The 17,170-nt window shown below is 71.2% G+C and carries 21 protein-coding genes; 11 read left to right on the top strand and 10 right to left on the bottom strand.

Going from position 1 to position 17,170, the window contains the following annotated elements:
• Positions 1-2: 2 nt before the first annotated feature.
• The 7 genes from DVK06_RS02635 (at position 3) to DVK06_RS02605 (ending at position 4,392) form a co-directional block, all read left to right on the top strand.
• Positions 3-812 (top strand): cytochrome bc complex cytochrome b subunit, encoded by an 810-nt coding sequence (locus tag DVK06_RS02635; RefSeq protein ID WP_053771625.1) that lies wholly within the window; start codon positions 3-5, stop codon positions 810-812.
• 4 nt (positions 813-816) lie between these two features.
• Positions 817-1,605 (top strand): cytochrome b, encoded by a 789-nt coding sequence (locus DVK06_RS02630; RefSeq protein WP_053771624.1) that lies wholly within the window; start codon positions 817-819, stop codon positions 1,603-1,605.
• A gap of 75 nt (positions 1,606-1,680) precedes the next feature.
• The gene (locus DVK06_RS02625) at positions 1,681-2,112 is read left to right on the top strand and encodes a hypothetical protein (RefSeq protein ID WP_053771623.1); all 432 of its coding nucleotides are present in this window, start codon (positions 1,681-1,683) and stop codon (positions 2,110-2,112) included.
• Between the two features lie 4 nt (positions 2,113-2,116).
• A complete protein-coding gene (locus tag DVK06_RS02620) occupies positions 2,117-2,401 on the top strand; it encodes a hypothetical protein (RefSeq protein WP_053771622.1) in 285 nt (94 codons plus the stop codon).
• Positions 2,402-2,514: 113 nt separating this feature from the next.
• On the top strand, positions 2,515-3,255 hold the full coding sequence (locus DVK06_RS02615; protein ID WP_053771621.1) for an NAD(+)/NADH kinase: 741 nt from the start codon (positions 2,515-2,517) through the stop codon (positions 3,253-3,255).
• Between the two features lie 97 nt (positions 3,256-3,352).
• Positions 3,353-3,796, top strand: a complete 444-nt coding sequence (locus DVK06_RS02610) for a hypothetical protein (protein ID WP_053771620.1) — start codon at positions 3,353-3,355, stop codon at positions 3,794-3,796.
• 185 nt (positions 3,797-3,981) lie between these two features.
• The gene (locus DVK06_RS02605; RefSeq protein WP_121599171.1) at positions 3,982-4,392 is read left to right on the top strand and encodes a hypothetical protein; all 411 of its coding nucleotides are present in this window, start codon (positions 3,982-3,984) and stop codon (positions 4,390-4,392) included.
• 171 nt (positions 4,393-4,563) lie between these two features.
• Here DVK06_RS02605 and DVK06_RS02600 read toward each other — a convergent pair whose 3' ends face one another.
• From DVK06_RS02600 to DVK06_RS02580, 5 genes are all read right to left on the bottom strand, one after another.
• Positions 4,564-5,886: a M28 family peptidase gene (locus DVK06_RS02600; protein WP_053771618.1), complete on the bottom strand. Its 1,323-nt coding sequence runs from the start codon at positions 5,884-5,886 to the stop codon at positions 4,564-4,566.
• Between the two features lie 84 nt (positions 5,887-5,970).
• The gene (locus DVK06_RS02595; RefSeq protein WP_053771617.1) at positions 5,971-6,630 is read right to left on the bottom strand and encodes a DUF420 domain-containing protein; all 660 of its coding nucleotides are present in this window, start codon (positions 6,628-6,630) and stop codon (positions 5,971-5,973) included.
• Positions 6,631-6,711: 81 nt separating this feature from the next.
• Positions 6,712-7,764: an NAD(P)-dependent glycerol-1-phosphate dehydrogenase gene (locus tag DVK06_RS02590; RefSeq protein ID WP_121599170.1), complete on the bottom strand. Its 1,053-nt coding sequence runs from the start codon at positions 7,762-7,764 to the stop codon at positions 6,712-6,714.
• 103 nt (positions 7,765-7,867) lie between these two features.
• Positions 7,868-8,566, bottom strand: coding sequence for a LysE family translocator (locus DVK06_RS02585; RefSeq protein ID WP_053771615.1), 699 nt, complete (start codon positions 8,564-8,566; stop codon positions 7,868-7,870).
• A 160-nt stretch (positions 8,567-8,726) separates the two neighbouring features.
• Positions 8,727-9,518 carry a DUF2103 domain-containing protein gene (locus DVK06_RS02580; protein WP_121599169.1) on the bottom strand — a complete coding sequence of 264 codons (792 nt, stop codon included), beginning with the start codon at positions 9,516-9,518 and terminating at the stop codon, positions 8,727-8,729.
• A 130-nt stretch (positions 9,519-9,648) separates the two neighbouring features.
• Between DVK06_RS02580 and DVK06_RS02575 the strand changes: the two genes are divergently transcribed.
• Positions 9,649-10,308 carry a hypothetical protein gene (locus tag DVK06_RS02575; protein WP_121599168.1) on the top strand — a complete coding sequence of 220 codons (660 nt, stop codon included), beginning with the start codon at positions 9,649-9,651 and terminating at the stop codon, positions 10,306-10,308.
• Positions 10,305-10,940: a hypothetical protein gene (locus DVK06_RS02570; RefSeq protein ID WP_121599167.1), complete on the top strand. Its 636-nt coding sequence runs from the start codon at positions 10,305-10,307 to the stop codon at positions 10,938-10,940. Before DVK06_RS02575 ends, DVK06_RS02570 begins: the two co-directional genes overlap by 4 nt.
• 31 nt (positions 10,941-10,971) lie before the next feature.
• On the opposite strand, the gene DVK06_RS02565 is transcribed toward DVK06_RS02570, so the two are convergent.
• The 3 genes from DVK06_RS02565 to aroA all read right to left on the bottom strand — a co-directional run bounded on the left by DVK06_RS02565 (position 10,972) and on the right by aroA (position 14,502).
• Positions 10,972-12,147 carry a TRC40/GET3/ArsA family transport-energizing ATPase gene (locus DVK06_RS02565; RefSeq protein WP_121599166.1) on the bottom strand — a complete coding sequence of 392 codons (1,176 nt, stop codon included), beginning with the start codon at positions 12,145-12,147 and terminating at the stop codon, positions 10,972-10,974.
• Between the two features lie 109 nt (positions 12,148-12,256).
• Positions 12,257-12,799, bottom strand: coding sequence for a GNAT family N-acetyltransferase (locus DVK06_RS02560; RefSeq protein ID WP_121599165.1), 543 nt, complete (start codon positions 12,797-12,799; stop codon positions 12,257-12,259).
• 320 nt (positions 12,800-13,119) lie between these two features.
• The gene (aroA, locus tag DVK06_RS02555; protein ID WP_121599164.1) at positions 13,120-14,502 is read right to left on the bottom strand and encodes a 3-phosphoshikimate 1-carboxyvinyltransferase; all 1,383 of its coding nucleotides are present in this window, start codon (positions 14,500-14,502) and stop codon (positions 13,120-13,122) included.
• A 144-nt stretch (positions 14,503-14,646) separates the two neighbouring features.
• Here aroA and DVK06_RS02550 point away from each other — a divergent pair, with 144 nt between their 5' ends.
• Entirely contained in the window at positions 14,647-15,174 is a 528-nt protein-coding gene (locus DVK06_RS02550; protein WP_121561834.1) for a multiprotein bridging factor aMBF1, read from the top strand.
• Between the two features lie 49 nt (positions 15,175-15,223).
• Here the strand turns inward: DVK06_RS02550 and DVK06_RS02545 are convergent, their stop codons facing one another.
• Both DVK06_RS02545 and DVK06_RS02540 read right to left on the bottom strand, forming a co-directional pair.
• Entirely contained in the window at positions 15,224-15,526 is a 303-nt protein-coding gene (locus DVK06_RS02545) for a disulfide bond formation protein DsbB (RefSeq protein WP_121599163.1), read from the bottom strand.
• Positions 15,523-16,323 (bottom strand): DICT sensory domain-containing protein, encoded by an 801-nt coding sequence (locus tag DVK06_RS02540; protein ID WP_053771606.1) that lies wholly within the window; start codon positions 16,321-16,323, stop codon positions 15,523-15,525. Before DVK06_RS02540 ends, DVK06_RS02545 begins: the two co-directional genes overlap by 4 nt.
• Positions 16,324-16,488: 165 nt before the next feature.
• Between DVK06_RS02540 and tpiA the strand changes: the two genes are divergently transcribed.
• Positions 16,489-17,133 (top strand): triose-phosphate isomerase, encoded by a 645-nt coding sequence (gene tpiA / locus DVK06_RS02535; protein ID WP_121599162.1) that lies wholly within the window; start codon positions 16,489-16,491, stop codon positions 17,131-17,133.
• Positions 17,134-17,170: the final 37 nt, after the last annotated feature.

Below are 17,170 nucleotides of genomic sequence, written 5' to 3'. Positions count from 1 at the left end.
CAATGAGTCTGAAAAAACAAGACGACATGGACCACAACGCGTGGCTCAAGAGCCAGGACCTCACCGCCATCGAGACGGCGTTCCTGACGACGCTCATCTGGCTGGACAAGCGGCTCCGCATCGTCGACTACCTCGAACTGCTGGAGACGATGTACTACCGCGCGAACCTCCAGATGCCGAAGAGCCACACCGAACAGTACGACCTCGACAACAAGTTCTGGTACTGGTACCCGCTGTACTCGCTCGGGTCCCTCTCCATCATCGCGTACCTGCTCGCGGCGGTGTCCGGCGCCATGCTCGGGTTCTACTACGCGCCGTCGACCGCGGGGGCGGCGGCGCAGGGCGACCCGACCGCCGCGTACGACTCGATGGTGATGATCATGCAGGACGTCCAGTTCGGCTTCATGCTCCGGTCGATCCACCGCTGGGCGGCGCAGTTCATGGTGGCGGCGGTGTTCCTCCACATGCTGCGCGTCTACTTCACCGGCGCGTACAAGGAGCCGCGCGAGGTCAACTGGATCCTCGGCGTCGTGCTCATCGCCCTGACGCTGCTGTTCGGGTTCTCCGGGTACGTCCTCCCGTGGAAGCAGCTGTCCTTCTGGGCGGCGCAGATCGGCGTCGAACTGGCGCTCGCGACCCCCATCGTGGGCGAGTGGGCGGCCCAGCTGCTGTTCGGCGGGTTCACCCTCGGACAGGCGACGCTCGTGAGAATGTACATCCTGCACGTGTTCGTGCTGCCGTTCGTGGTCACCGCGCTCATCGCGATCCACGTCGGCATCGTCTGGGTGCAGGGCATCGCGGAGCCGCACTAATCCAATGACCGACGACACCACCCCAATGACGGACGGAGGCACCGACGACGAGGCGCGGACCGACGGCGGGCCGCCGGCGACGGTCCCGCCGGACGACGAGACGCCGACCTGGTCCGAGCGGAAGGAGCGCAGCCAGGGGCTCGCCCAGCTCACCTACCAGTACTTCGAGCGCTCCCGGCGCGAGGACGAGGACCTGCGCACGGAGTCGACGTACGTCGAGCGCGACGTGCTCGGCTTCCCGACGTGGCCCCACGAGACGATCCGTAACCTCGCTATCACCTCGTTCTTCCTCGGGATCATCCTGCTCGTGGCCTCGATCCTCCCCTCGCACTTCGGGGACCCGGCGAACCCCGGGTCGACGCCGGCGATCATCCTGCCCGACTGGTACCTCTACTGGTCGTTCGGCCTGCTGAAGCTCAGCCCGATCAACCCCGAGCTCGCCGTGCTGGGCGGGAACATCATCATGTCCAACGAGCTGTACGGGCTCGTGGCCCACGGCGCCATCTTCGGCGTCATCACGCTCGTCCCCTTCCTCAACAAGGGGAACGCGCGCCGCCCCGTCGAGGAGCCCGGTTGGGCCGCGCTCGGCGTGACCGGGGTCATCCTGGCGTTCACGCTCGCGGTGCTGGCCATCCAGAACTTCTTCTCGGTCCCGCTCGAGCTGCTGTTCTCGCTCGTGTTCATGTTGCCGATAGCGGGCGGCGTTATCACCTACGCGGTGCTGAAGACGATGCGCGAGGGGTACATGTACGACCTCAACCGCCGGTACTACATGCTGCGCCCGCCGAAGTAAGCGACCGAGACCCGCCCGCCGCGACTCCGTGACCGACGCGCGGTCGCGGTCACCGTTCCCCTTCCCGTGTCACACATGTCATCCTCAACAGACGGCGACGCCTCGCAGGCGTTCGACGAGACCGGCGACCCGATCGCGGCCGACGACGACGCCGACCCGCGCAACGAGCCGACCGGCCCGCGGGACGGACCGAGCGGCCGAGAGGTCGTCGTCCCGTTCCGGCTGTACAAGGCCGTCACCGTCTTCTCGACGCTCGCCGCGGTCGTCACGTACTTCATCGGGTTCACGCTCATCGACGCCGCGACGCTCCAGATCAGCTTCGTCCGGACGACCATCGTCTACCTGCTCGACAACGCCGGGATCCTCCCGCCGGAGGACGTGCTCGTCGCGATCATGGCCATCACCGGCGTGGGCTTCATCGTCCTCGGGACCGCCGTGTACGTGCTCGGGACCCGGTTCCGCGGACAAGGGATGGGAAAGTCTCAAGACGACTCCAGCGAAACGTGAGATAATGGCAGACGAGTTCATGAAGGGCTTCGCCCTGTTCACGATCGGCGGTCTCGGGTGGATCACCTTCGGCGGCTGGTACCGGACGCCGTCGTACTACCAGATCTCGCAGCTCGTGAACCCGGCAGAGGGCGTGAACACGGCGTACGGCGAGATCGGCCTGCTCGCCGGCGACGTGCTGTTCTGGCTCATGATCCTCGGCGCGCTGACGTTTTGGGTCCTCATTCCCGCCAGCCGCCAGCTCCGCGACGCCCTCAACGACGGCGAGGACGACGCGGCCGCGAACTGAACCGGACACCGCTCGTCTCCGTTTCTCCCCTCGTTTCCCTCCCCCGCGAGCGACGCGACGGCGCCCGCCGACGAACCGAGAGCTTTTCACCGCCGCTCGCCCCAGCCTCGCGCATGAGTGAGCCGACGCGCGGCCTCGCGGTTCTCGGCGACGGCGACCCGGCGGCGGCGATCCGATCGGCGGCGACCGCCGCGGGCGCCCGCCTCGTCGACCGCCCAGCGGCGGACGCGGTCGTCGCGGTCGGGGACGCCGCGCTTCGGGAGGCGATGCGCGCGGCGGCGAGCGACGCGCGGCCGGCGCCGATCCTCCCGGTCGGCGGCGGCCGTCACGCGGTCGACCTCGACCGTGCGACCGAGCGGGTCGCGGCCGCGGTCGACGGGCTCGACGACGCTTCGGACGCGGTCGAGGGGTTCTCCCGCGTCGGGCACCCGCTCTTGGCGGTCGACGCCGGCGACGGCGAGCGACGGGTCGCGGTCGCGGACGTCGCGTTCGTCACGGCAGCGCCGGCCCGGATCTCCGAGTTCGAGATCGCGCTCGACGACGGGGAGTCGGCGTCGGTGCGCGCGGACGGCGCCGTGGTCGCGACGCCGTTCGGCAGCGACGGGTACGCGGCGGCGGCCGGCGGGCCGGTGGTGTCGCCGGGCGGCGGCCTCGCGGTCGTCCCGGTCTCGCCGTTCACCACGCGACCCGACACCTGGGTCGTGAGCGGCGGCGTCAGGGTCACGGTCGAGCGCGAGGAGGAGCCGGTCGCGCTGGTCGTCGACGGGACGCGGCGCGGGACCGTCGAGCCGCACCGCGCGGTGGCTGTCGAGGTCGCGGCGCGGGTCGATCTCCTCGCGCCGACGGCGGAGTGAGCGGTGGCCCGTCCCGCGTCCGCGGCGGCGACACCCGCCCCGCGGGCGGCGCGCCGATCGGAAACACTCTAATACGTCGTGAACGGAAATGGTGGATATGGACCCACTGCAGTTCCTCGTACCCCTCGGCTGGCTGTCGGCCGTCGGGCCGGCGCTGCCGTACGCGATATTCGTGATGACAGTCGCGAACCTCGCGACCCGGCACCTCGCGCACAGGCGGCACGTCGAACAGGGTCAGGACGCCGACAGCGTGGAGGCGTACACGCCCCACGTCTTCACGAACGTCGGGCTCGTCCTCCTGACGTTCCTGTACATCCTCACCGCGCCCGTTCGGGGGACGATCCTGATCGTGCTCGTGCTCGCGATGTTCATCGCCGACCTCTTCGAGCTGGAGGCCCGGAACGTCGAGGCCCGCAACGACATGGAGATCGAGGCGCCGAAGAGCTCGATCGCCGCCTCGCTCGTCGTGCTGATCTGGTCGTCGTACTACGCGCTGTTCTTCCTCGTCGAGGGGATCTGGAACCAGTTCGTCGTCGCCTGACGGGCGCGCTCCGGATTGAGCGAATTTGCGCTCGGCGCGTGACGTTCTCGCTCCCCTTTTCCACCGCTCCGACGCTTCCCATATCTCCCCCCTCGCCCGATCCTTTCGTCACGCTCCATCTACCCCTCTCCACTCTCCCTCCTCCTCACAGCGATTTATATGCGTTCGTCCAGATATTTGGGGTAGTGGAAGAAAACGCCAGTACGCGTCGCGGCGCACTGAGATCAATCGCCACGCTGGTAACTAGCGGAACGATCCTCGCGACCGCCGGGTGTCTTGACGGCGGGTCCGGTCCCAGTCTTGACAGTGAGATGGTTGTCGAGGGGCCGATGGTGAGCGTGTCCGCGTCAACCGATCTTTCTGCCACTGATACTGGATACGAACTGGCGATCACCGTCAGCAACAACTCAGAGAGGACCGCTGACACGGATGCCGAGGTCATCTGGGAGGTCAGCAATGACGAGAACGCGGTCGTGACACAAACCGAAACAAAAACCGTTGATCCTGGCGGTGAGACCACGCTTGTCGTAACTGCTGAAGACCCGAACGATTCGGTCACCGCCTATTCGGCGACTGTTCTTGCTGTACCGGCCTAACGGCCGCGTAGTCTCTCTCGGTAGTTGTTCCCGGTCTCCGAGCACATCGTCTACATTTCCGTCAGTTCTTAATCAACACTTCCAGACAAACCAAGTTGCTGTTAGTTAGGACCGAGAAGGCGGCGGGTTTCCGGCGTCCTGCTCGATCGCCCTGTCCCGACGTTTCCTTCCTCAAAACGTCCAGTCGCCGGTGAGCTTCATCCCGGTCGCCTTGCCCTCAGCCTCGAGCGCCGCCGCGATCTCGTCGGTGTCCCGACGCGGGATCGACGCGCTCGCCTCGGCGAGGTCGACGACCAGTTCGGTCAGCAGGATCGCCTGCTCCCGGAGGTTCCGCGACTCCAGTTTGTCGAGCGTGTCCGCGTGGGTGTGCCCCCAGCCGCGGCCGCGGCCCTCGGTCTCGCCCGAGATCATGTACCCCGGGATCCCCCGTTTCACGAACGGCCAGTGGTCGCTGTGGGGGACCAGCTCTCCGCCCGTCGACACCGGGTGATCGAAGCGGTCACTCACGCGCTCGGCGGCGGCCGCCAGCGCGTCGAAGTCGTGGTGGTCGACGCGGAGCGTCCGCCCGAACACGTTGCTGTCGACGTTGACGACGGCGCGGACCGCCTCTCGGTCCGCCGCCTCGGCGGCCACCGACGAGCCGACGAGCCCGACCTCCTCTGCGCCGAACGCGGCGAACCGCACCCGCACGCCGAGTTCGTCCTCGCGTGCCGCCAGCGCCCGCGCGACCTCGACTATCGTCGCCGTGCCCGCGCCGTTGTCCATGGCGCCCTCCGCGAGGTCGTGCGCGTCGACGTGCGAGGAGACGATCAGGTGCTCGTCGGTGTCGGGGCCGAGCTCGGCGACGGCGTTCCCGCTCGTCGCGGTCGGGGTCCCGCAGTCGACCGCGACGGTGAGCTCGTCGCCCTCGTTCCGGCGCGCGAGGCGGGCGCCGGTCTCCTTCGAGACGCCGACCGCCGGGACCGCCCCGATCGGCGCGTCCGCGGTCCCGACGCTGCCGGTCGGCGGGAGCGTCCCCTCGACGTGGTTGGCGAAGACGAAGGCGGCGGCGCCCGCGTCGACCGCGCGGTAGTACTTCTCGCGGCGGTGAATGAAGCGGTCGACGGAGTCGGGGGTGTCCGACGACGCCATGACGACTTTCCCCTCCAGGTCGGCCTCGAAGTCCTCGGGGACGCCGTGGCCGAGGTCGACGAACTCGCCGGTCGCCTCGCCGCTCGGACTCCGGGGCAGCGCGATACAGGCGTTCGGGCCGACCGCGACCGGGTCGCCGCTCGCGGCGTCCCGGACCGCGCTGTCGCCGCGCTCCCAGCCCTGGATCTCGAACTCCTCGACCGCGGCGTTTCGTGCGCCGGCGTCGGCGAACGCGTCGCGGGTCAGCTCGAGCGCCTCGCGCTCGCCCGGGGACCCGGCCATCCGGTCGCCGACGTCGACGAGGTCGGTGAGGTGGTTCCAGCCCGCGTCGCTCGTGAACGTCTCGCCGATCCAGTCGGTCATGGGTAGCGGTGTCGCGGGCGCCGCTCAAGCGTTTCGGTGGCGGCGGAGGCGGCCGGGACCGGATTCGACGGGGTCGCCGTCGGCTCAGACGGGGAGCGCCGGGAGGAGCACCGCCGCGGCCTCCGCGGCCTCGAACGTCGACCCGTACAGGTGATTCAACAGGAGGTATGTGACGACCCCGAGCACGAGCGAGAGGATCCACGCGCTCGCGGCGATGCGGCCGACCCGGCGGTGCGGCGTCTCCGTGCGGAGCTCCTGTTCCGTGTGCGTGAGCCCGAGCACGATGGCGTACAGGACGACGGGTACGGAGACCACCGAGAGGACGATGTGGACCGCGAGCATGACCAGGTACGCCGGGTACACCCAGTCCCAGAGGGGTACCCACGCGTACGACGACTCCAGGACGAACTCCTTGGTGCCGCCGCCGGCGACCTTCGGGAGGTACATGCCGAGGAACACGAGGATGAGGACGAACGAGGTCGTCATCGCCGCGGCGTGTTTCTTCACCTCGTCGTTGCGGATCCAGTACCACCCGAGCGAGAGGCTGATCACGGCCATCGTGTTGACGACGGCGATGGCGTGCGCGAGGAGGTCGACGGTGCCCTTCGTGAGCGTCGGGAACAGCGCCTGGAACTCGGGGACGAGGAAGACGCCGCCGACCGCGCCGTAGCCGACGAGCGTGAGGAGTACGGTGATCGCGCGGGCCCGGTCTTTGGCCCGGTCGCGGACGCTGGCGGTAGCCATACGACCAGTTGTCGCGGCACGGTTATTTCGCTTTCGAGGTCGGGCGCCGCAGCCGGGGGCGGTCCCGACGACGATCCGGGGTCACCGGTCGATGACGCCCGTCGCGGTCGCCACCTCGACGGCGGCCTCCTCGTTGATCCCGCCCTGGAGGATGGTGTAGCGGTCGCGGATCTCGTGGGCGCTCGTCAGGGCGGCGATCAGTTCGGCGTCGTCGATCCCCAGCTCGTCGGCGGTCGTCGGGGCGTCGAGCTCGGCGAGCGCGTCGCGGATCGCCGCCCACCGCCCGTTCTCGCCGCTGTGGAGGTACTCCGTCATGATCGAGGCGACGCCGACCTGGTGGCCGTGGAGCGCCTTGCCGGGCGCGATGCGGTCGAGTTGGTGGGAGATGAGGTGCTCCGCGCCGGAGGCGGGCCGCGAGGAGCCCGCGATGGACATCGCGACGCCGGACGAGACGAGCGCCTTCACGACCACCCACGCCGACTCCTCTAACCCCGGACGGATCATGTCGGCGTTCTCGACGAGCAGCTCCGCGGTCATCTCCGAGAGCGCCCCCGCGTACTCGCTGTACTCGACGTTGCGGAGGCGGCGGGCGAGCCGCCAGTCCTTCACGGCGGTGTAGTTGGAGATGATGTCGGCACAGCCCGCGGTCGTGAGCCGCCAGGGCGCCTCCGCGAGCAGCGTCGTGTCCGCGACGACGGCGAGCGGCGGGTCGGCGGCGACCGAGTGGCGCGTGTCGCCCTCGGGGATCGATGAGCGTCCGGAGACGATGCCGTCGTGGGAGGCGACGGTCGGGACGGAGACGAAGCCGACGTCGAGGTGGTCGGCGGCCATCTTCGCGATGTCGATCGGCTTCCCGCCGCCGAGTGCGATCAGGTAGCCGGGGTCGACCGCCTCGGCGGTCGCCTTCAGCTCCTCGACCGCGTCGAAGGAGGCGTCCTCGACGACGGCGGTCGCGGGGTCGTCGAACTGTGCCCGGACGCGGTCGCCGGCGATCTCGTTCGGCGTCGGGCTCGTCACGATCAGCGGCCGCCCCGTCAGGTAGAGCTCGCCGACCGCCTCGCCGAGGTCGTCGATGACGTCGTGTCCCACGAGGACGTTCCGCGGGAGCTTGATCCACGTCGTCTTCTCGAACATATCGGGCGGTCGCGCCGACGGGTCAAAGCCGTTGTCCATGCGCGTCGCGGGCCGCGCGGACGCGGCCGGGCGGCGGGCGCGAGCGGTCGGGGGCGGTCGCCCGCTACGCGCCGAGGGCGGCCAGCGTCGTCGCCGCGTCGTAGAGGAAGTACACGCCGAACCCGGCGAGCACGACCGCGGACAGCACCGCGACGATCGGCGCGAACGTCTCGATCCGGCGCTCGGCGGCGACGAGCCCGGTCGGGAAGCCGACGATCCAGGTCAGCACGCCGAGGAAGAACCCGCCGATGAGCGCCGGCGAGCCGGTCGCGACCACGAGCGTCCCCGCCAGGTCGCTCCCGACCACGGGGAGCCGCGCGAGCACGTCGAGCTCGCCGGGCCGGAGCAGCCCGACGCCGATCGTCAGCCAGAACAGCACCTGGTACGGGTTCGTCAGGGCGAGCACCAGCGCCTTGCGGAACCCCTTCCCCTCCGCGACCATCGGCTCCTCGCCGGCGGTCGGCCGGAACGACTCCCGCGCCCCGCGGGCGGCGCCGGCGGCGAAGTACAGCATCAGCACGCCGCCGACCGCGACCATCAGGCCCTGTAACAGCGGAAGCGACTCGACGACCGCGACGACGCCGACGTACGCGAGGACGAAGAAGATCGCGTCGGCGGTCGCCGCGCCGAGCCCGGCCCGGAAGCCGGCGAGGCGGCCGCGGAGGACTGACTCCTCGGCGATCACCGCGTTCATCGGTCCGGGCGGCGCCGCGAGCGCCAGGCCGAAGACGACGCCCGCACCGAGCGTGACGAGGGTACTCACGTCGCTCGAAACGGCCGATTTCGTGAAAAAGCCCGCGAAGAAGGGGCGGACAGCAGCGGACGGCACCGGCCGTCACGCCCGGGATCGGGACATCGACGGACGGATCCGAACGTCGGTGCGCACCGCGGACGACCAACCCCGGCCGGCGGCGACCCCGCGCCTACGCGTCCTGGAGTTCGGCGTCGCGGAGCGCCTCGTTGAGGTCCTCGCGGACCCGCTCGCCGGTCTCGCGGTCCATCGCCGTGGTGACGATCCGGTTCTCCTGGACGCTGGAGCCGTCGCGCAAGAGGAGCCGGACGTTGCCGTTCGTCCCCGCGCGCGTCGCCTTCGCGCGGAGCCCGGTCCGCGACCCCGTCCCGCCGGCGTCGATGGGGCCGGGAACGATCTTCTTGACGTGCGGGTGCTCCGCGACGGTCTGGACGGCCTTCCGCCCCTTGCGGCCGCCGATGAGCGTCGAGTGCGAGCCGCCGATCTTCTCCCGCGGCGGCGTCTCGACCACCGCCAGCGACCGGTCGCCCCGGCGGTCGAGCACCCAGCGGACGACCGGGCTCACGTCCGGCTCGCGGTCGTCGTCCGAGGGGTCGCCCGCGGCTCCGGCGTCGTCGCTCGCGCCGCCGTCCGGCACGCGGTAGAACTCGTGGTGGAGCTGCGCGCGGGTCTCGCGGAGCGGCTCGCGCTCCCCGGCTGCGTAGACGGTCTCGGGGCGCTTCCGACGGATCTCGTCGGCGACGCGGCCCGCGAAGTTCCGCAGTTGGACCTCGCTCAGCCGCTCCCGGTCCTCCGGCCGTGTGGTGACGGTCGTCTCGCCCACGACGTCGTCCTCGTCGAGCAGCGTCAGGTGCGCGCGGTCGGGCCCGAACTCGGCGACGACGGCGTCGGCGTTGGCGGTGTTACAGGTCAGACAGTAGTCCCCGGGCTTCTCCAACGGGGTCCCGCACCGCCGGCAGTTCATACCGATCGGACGGTCGTGTGCGGTAAAAGGCCGTCCGTTCGCCGTGCGACCGGCCCGTCGGGCCTCGATCCGGAATCGCCGCCCGGTCCGGAGCAACAGGTTATAACTCTCGCCGGTCTCCCTACCGGGTATGGACGGAGACCGACGCCCTCGGGGCGGTGACGGCCCCGAGCGGGACGCCGGGGAGCCGGAGACCGTCGAGGACCGGCTGGCGCGGCTGGTCCGCGACGGGCGGTTCAACGCGCTCGCGGCGTGGACGATGATCGCGGTCCTGACGGGGGTGCTCGTCGAGAGCGCGCTCGACTACGACCTCCTCTCGGCGGTCATCGTCGTCGGCCTCGGGGCGGTCGTCCTCGCGCCGACGGTCGCGGCGCGGGACTGGCGGGCGATGCTCCCCGCGGAGCTGGTCGGCCTCGCGCTGCTGCCGGTCCTCGTGCGCGCGGTGTTCGGCGGCGAGTTGGGGACGTTCGCCACCTACGTCGCCATCGCGGCGCTGGCGCTCGTGGTCACCGTGGACCTCCACATGTTCACGTCGCTGCGGGTGACCCACTGGTTCGCGGTCGTCTTCGTCGTGATGGCGACGCTGGCGACGGCGGCGGTGTGGACGGTACTGCGCTGGAACCTCGACCAGCGCGGCGGGACGACGTACCTCACGACGAACGACGCGCTGATGATCGAGTGGCTGTACGTCACGCTGGCGGGGCTCGCGGCGGGGCTCCTCTTCGACGGCTACTTCCGCGGACGCGGGCGCCGCCTCCGCCGCGCCATCCGGCGGGTGGTGCGGCGATGAGGCTGCTCCCGCGCCCCTCCATCCGGTCGCAGCGGCGCCTCACCGGCGCGATGCAGGTCCTCCTGATCGCCATCGTGGCTTACGGCTTCCTCGCCGGCGAGCAGAAGGCGATAAGCAACGGGATCATCGCCTTCCTCGTCACGCTGGTCCCGGCGGCGCTGGAACGCCGGTACGACCTCCCCTTGGACCCGTGGCTCGCCCTGTGGATCACGATGGCGGTGTTCCTCCACACCGTCGGGTCCGCCGGGTTCTACGCCCGGGTCGAGTGGTGGGACCACATGACCCACGCGCTGTCGGCCTCGCTGGTCGCCGCGGTCGGGTACACGACGCTCCGGGCGGTCGACCTCCACAGCGACGGCATCCGCATCCCGCCGCGGTTCGCGTTCGTCTTCATCGTCGTCGTCGTGCTCGCGTTCGGCGTGCTCTGGGAGCTGTTCGAGTTCGGGCTCGACATCGTCGCGACGGAGACGGGCATCGACATGCCGCTCGCGCAGCACGGGCTCGAAGACACGGTCAAAGACCTCACCTACAACACCATCGGCGCGGTGCTGGTGGGCCTGTTCGGACAGGCGCACCTCACCGGGGTCGCCGAGTTAGTCCGGGACCGGGTCCTCGGGAGCGCGGCCGAGTAACGCCGACCCGACGCCGGGCCGGCCGCGGCGGTCAGTTCAGGCAGGCGGCAACGACCCGCAGCGCGGCCTCGCCGCGCACCTCGTTCGCGAGCAGGGGCACGCGCTTCACCTCGCGGCCGCGGAACAGGTCGGTGGCCTCGCGGAGCGCGTTCTGCTGGACCTCCCAGCGGCGCGCGCAGAACTCGCAGGTCTCCGGGTTCGGCTCGACCACCCAGTCGGGGTCGACGCCGGCGCCGCTCCCCCCGGTCACGTCGTCGACGCCCTCCATCACCCGGTTAACGACGAGCGTGTCCACCGGAATCTCGAACTCGTCGAGGCGCGCGACCAGCCGCTCGGACTCGACGACGCTCATCTCCTCGGGGATCATCACGACGCGGAAGTCGGTCTTCGCCGGGTCGCGGAGGACGGCCCGCAGGCGCTCGATGCGCTCGCGGAGCTCGTCGAGGTCGGCCGACGGGTCGGGCTCGTCGTCGCTCCCGCCGAACATTCCTTTGAGTCCGTCCATCATCCCGGAGAAGCGCTGGCGGAGCTTCATCACGCGCCCCAGCATCGAGTCCATGATCTCGGGCAGTTGGAGCAGCCGGAGCGTGTGGCCGGTCGGGGCGGTGTCGACGACGACGCGGTCGAAGCGCGGGTCGTCGAGGTACTCCAGCAGCTGGCGCATCGCCGCGGCCTCGTCGGCGCCCGGCATCGTCCCGCCGAGGAGGCCGCCGAGCCCCTCGTCTTCGCCGACTTCGTCGCCCATGTCGCCGCCGGGGCCCATCCCGCCCATCGCGTCGCCCATCTCGCCGAGCCCGCCGAGCGGGTCGGCGTCGGCGCCGAACATCCCCTCCTCCATCGCGGCGTCGGGGTCGATCTCGGCGGCGTACAGCGGCAGGTCCTCGCGGATGCGCGCGGGTTCGGCCGGGATCTCCGTCTCGTAGGTGTCCGACAGCGAGTGCGCGGGGTCGGTGGAGACGACGAGCGTCCGGACGCCGCCCGCGGCCGAGGCGAGCCCCGTCGCGGCCGCCATCGTCGTCTTCCCCACGCCGCCTTTCCCGCCGTACAGCACGTAATCGGGCGCGTCGACGCCCGCCGGGAGGTCGGCGAGGTCATCGTCGACGGGCAGCGCCTCGTCCGCGTCCGCCGGCTCGACGGCGGCCTCGTCGGGCTCCTCGCCTTCGGGCTCGTCGACCCGGTCGACGGGTTCGACGTCGATGTCGTCCATACACGCGTGTCGTTCCGGCGGATACCTGTACCCGTCGGTCCGGCGGAGACGTCGACGCGGTCGCCGCGAGAGATCCGGTCGGCTCGGCCCACGGCGGACGACGCCGCACTCAGCACTCCCGCTCGTAGACGACCGACGGGTTCGCCTCGCCGACCACGACGATCTCGCCCGTCGCGCGCGGCTCGAATCCCTGCCCCTCGTAGAACGCGCGGCTCTCGTCGTGGGCTTCGAACGCCTCCAAGACGAGGCGGTCGTACCCCGCCGGAACGCGCGACAGGACCGCCTCGACCAGCGCGCCCCCGACACCGGTGCCCTGGTACTCGGGGTCGACGTAACAGGCGCGCAGCTCAGCCTCGTCGTCCCCGACGAACTCGTTGGTCCACTCGTCGTCCCACACCAGGGTCGCCCAGCCGACGACGGTCGTCGAATCCTCGGATCCGTCGTCGGCCACCGCGACGAACGCGCGGTTGTCGGCCGCCGATCCCGTGAACTCCGCGTGTTCCCGCTCGAAACCCTGGTCGAGCATCACCTCCTCTATCGTCGACAGCGCGTCCGGCGAGAGGAGGTCATCGTAGCCCTCCGCCCACGCCCGGACCGTCAGTTCCCTCCCCGCACGAACCTCCGCCGCGCTCTCCGGTTCGCGTACGTTCACGGCTCCTCCCTCTTATCGTCCGACAATAGTTCCGTCGGACCCGCCGAACCACCCGAAACGCCCTCGCCGAGTCCCCGTCGCCGCCCCCACCGGTCGGAGGCGGTTCGCGTTCGATTCGGGGTCCGCGGTGGAGCGCCCGCAAGACAGTTACCTCGACTTCACCGACACGCGGTATGCTCGTCCTCCAAGCCCTGCCGATGGAGGTGCTGATACTCGCAACCCTCGCCGTCCCGCTCGTGCTCGTTTACCTCGTCTACACGCTGGTTCGGGCGTTCGAAGCGCGCTGACGGACGAATCGGCGTCGCGCGGGACGACTGCGGCTACTCGACCGCGCCGTCGCGCTCGACGTCCGTCCCGAGGTCGGCCATCGCGTCGAAGAAGCCGGGGAAGGAGACGTCGACGTGTTCGGCGCCGCGGACCGTCGTCGTCCCCTCGGCCGCGAGCGCGGCGACGGACAGCGCCATGACGATCCGGTGGTCGCCGCGGCCGTCGACCGCCGCGCCCCGGAGGTCGCTCTCGGAGCCGTGGACGGTGAGCACGTCCGGTTCCTCGGTCGTCTCCGCGCCCATCTTTTCGAGCTCCTCGGCCATCGCCGAGACGCGGTCCGTCTCCTTGTAGCGGACGTGCTCGCAGTTCTCGATCCGGGTGTCGCCGTCCGCGACCGCGCCGAGCGCGGCGATCGTCGGGAGGAGGTCGGGCGTGTCGCCCACGTCGACGGCGACGCCGGCGAGGTCGGCGCGCTCGACCGCGATCTCGCCGGCCTCGCGGTCCCAGTCGACCGGCGCCCCCATCTCTTCGACGACGTCGACGATCGCGGCGTCGCCCTGCGCGCTCGGTCGCGCGCCCTCGATCCGGACCGCCCCGCCGGGGTCGGCCGCGACCGCGCCCGCGCCGAGCAGGTACGAGATCGACGAGAAGTCGCCGGGCACCGCGTACGTCCCGCCGCTCGGCGCGTACGTCTGGCCGCCGGGGACCGAGAAGCCGGCCGCGCCCGCGGCGCCGTCGAGCGGGTCGCCGCCGGCGTCGACGGGGGTCGCCTCGACGCCGAAGTCGCCGAGCAGTTCGAGCGTGATGTCGACGTACGGCGCCGACTTGAGCTCGGTCGTGAGCTCGACCTCAATCCCCTCGTCGGTGACCGCGCCGGCCATCAGCAGCGCGGTGACGTACTGCGAGGAGACGTCGCCGGGGATCGCGACCTCGCCGCCCGCGAGCGGGCCGGCGACCACGAGCGGGGCCTGCCCGTTCGACCGGGTCGACTCCGCGCGGACGCCGAGGTCGCCGAGCGCGTCGAGGAGCGGTCCCTGGGGCCGCGAGCGCAGCGACCCGTCGCCGGTGAGAACGGTCGTGCCCTCGGCGAGGGCGGCCGCGGCGGTGACGAGCCGCATCGTCGTCCCCGAGTTCGCGCAGTCGATCACGTCGTCCGGGACGGCGGGGCGGCCGCCGAACCCCTCGACGGCGAGCGCGTCGGCGTCGGTGAGGTCCGGCTCGACCTCGGCCCCGCCGTCGGCCCCCGCGGGCTCGACCGCCCCGCCGAACGCGGTGACCGCGCGGGCGGTGGCCCGCGTGTCGGCGGAGACGAGCGGCGACTCGACGGTCGCGCCGTCGCTGTACCCCGCGGCGAGGAGCGCGCGGTGCGTGTAGCTCTTCGACGGCGGCGCGCGGGCGGTCCCCCGGAGGGTCGAGCGCGTGATGTGGACGTCCATACCCACTCTGCCGCCCCCGGCGACAAGTCGGTACCGGCCGCGGCACGATTGCGGCTGCGCCGTCGGCGGCGGGCGACCCGCCGCGGACACTCGCCGCGACGCCGCGGCACACCCTTTATACCACCGGGAGCGTTAGCGTCGCGTATGCCCCAGTGTGAGATGTGCGGCGCCGAGGAGGCCTCGCTGACGACGACGAAGGTCGAAGGCGCCGAACTGGAGCTCTGTAGCTCGTGTACGGACTTCGGCACCGAGGTCCGCGATGAGTCGACGAGCTCCGGCGGCGGCAAGTACTCCACCAGCTCCAGCACCGGGAAGTCGTCCTCGTCGTCCGGCTCCTCCGGCTCCGGTGGCTCCTCGGGGAGCTCGACCCGCCGCCGCGACATGTTCGACGACATGGACGAGATCGCTACCGACTACGACGAGCGGATCCGCGAGGCGCGGGAGTCGCGCGGGCTGAGCCAGGAGGAGCTGGCCGACCAGCTCAACGAGAAGGCGAGCCTCATCCGCAAGCTGGAGCGCGGCGACACGCTCCCGACCGACGAGGTCCAGCGGAAGCTCGAACGCGCGCTCGACATCTCGCTGGTCGAGGGCCAGTCGGCCGACGACGCCGACTGGGAGACCGACGACGCGGGCACGATGACGCTCGGCGACGTCGTCAAGCGGAAGGACTGACCGACCCGCTCGCCCCGACCGACCTTTTCGTTCCCCGTCGACCGCGTGCTCAGACGCGTCGCCGGAGCCCGAGCAGCGCGACCGCGAGCAGCCCGAACGCGACGAGCGACAGGTTCGGGGCCGTGAGGCCGAGCAGCGGGCTCCGCCACTGAACGGTCGCACAGGGGCCGCCGACCGCACACTGCGTCATCGTCGCCTGGAGGTACGAGTGGTACGCGGCGAGCGGGAGGCCGACGGCCACGAGCGGCAGCGCTGTCCGCCAGACCGCCGGGCGACGCTCGACCGTCGCGACCGCCGTGACGACTGTCGCGGCCGACAGCCACGCGGTCGCCGGGGACGGGCGGGCGGTCACACCGTCGCGCCGCCGTCGTCCGTCTGCTCCGAGCCGCCGTACCGCTCCGTGAGGTAGTCGATGATGTACTCGACGGTCTCGGGGTCGTAGCTCCAGAAGCCGAAGAACTCGCCCGGCGCGCGCTCCTCCGCGAGCAGCGCGCACTTCGCCTCGTCGTAGCCGCCCCCGTCGTAGGCGACGAACCACGTCTCGCGGATCTCGGCGGCCTCGCCGACGTGGACAGTGTAGTGTTCCACGTCGGGTGCCTCGCCCTCGTCGGCCGCGTACGCGTGGACGTCGAGCCGCTCCTTCTCGCCGAGCAGGGCGTACGTGTCCGCCTCGCCGGTGAGCACGTCGAGCGTCTGGAACCCCGCGTGGAGCTCGCCGTCGCCCACCCGCCAGGCGCGGTCCTCGATCTCCCTGGACGCGGCGACCATGTCGTCGCGGGAGTAGGAGGTGAACATCGTCTCGTCGAGGTGGTCCAACACCGGCCGCCCGACGCGGTCACCCGTGCCGCCTCGTTCCCCCGATCCGCCGCTTCCCGTCTCGGACTCGGCGGCCTCCACGCCGGTGCCCGCCGTCTCCCCCTCGTCCGGCCGCGACAGCAGCTCGTCGACGGTCACGGCCGTGACGAACTCCCCGTCCCGCGCCAGGACGGCGAACTCCTCCGGGCCCGAGGCGGTCTGGTCGTCGACGATCCGGACGTTGCGGTCGGCGAAGTGCTCCCGGAGTTCGTCGGTCACCGCCGGATCGGCGTTGAACACGGTCAGCGTGGCCTCGTGCGCCTCCACGCCCGCGATGAGCTCGATGAGAGACATCCCTTGTCCGACCCACAACAGCGGGGTATAAGGACGTTTCTGCTCCCGGGACCGCGACCGTCCCCGGAAACCGGGATTCGAGGGGGACCGGCGAACCGGGCCGCCGCCGGGCGCGGTGCGGCGCGAAGCACGAACCTATTTGCGCCGCGCTCCCCCAGCGTGGGTATGTTCATCCTGGTGAACCTCAAGGCGTACCCGTGCGATCCGATCGAGGTAGCGACCGCGGCCCGCGACGTCGCCGAGGCGTCCGGCGCGCGAATCGCCGTCTCGCCGCAGGCTGCGGACGTCGCCCGCGTCGCCGAGACCGGCGTCGAGACGTGGGCCCAGCACGTCTCGCCGATCGGGCACGGCTCGCACACGGGCTCGACGCTCGCCGAGGCCGTCGCCGACAACGGCGCCGAGGGGACGCTGATCAACCACTCCGAGAACCGGCTGAAGCTCGCGGACGTCGACGGCTCCGTGCGAGCGGCCGAGCGGGCCGACCTGGAGACGATCGTCTGCGCGAACAACCCCGCGCAGGTCGGCGCCGCGGCCGCGCTCGGCCCCGACGCGGTCGCGGTCGAGCCCCCGGCGCTCATCGGCGGCGACGTCTCCGTCGCCACCGCCGACCCGGGGATCGTCGAGGACGCGGTCGCGGCCGCTGAGGCGGTCGACCCCGCGGTCGACGTGTTCTGCGGCGCCGGCGTCTCGACCGGCGAGGACGTGTCGACCGCCGGCGACCTCGGCGCGGCCGGCGTCCTGCTGGCCTCCGGCGTCGCGAAGGCCGACGACCCAGAGGCCGTGCTCGAAGACCTCGTGAGCGGGATCTGAGCCGCTGCGGGGGCTCGACGCCCCGATCTCAGCGGTC

Source organism: Halorubrum sp. Atlit-28R (genome assembly GCF_003665955.1).
GTDB classification, from domain to species: domain Archaea; phylum Halobacteriota; class Halobacteria; order Halobacteriales; family Haloferacaceae; genus Halorubrum; species Halorubrum tropicale.
This window is presented reverse-complemented; position numbering and strand designations above follow the sequence as displayed.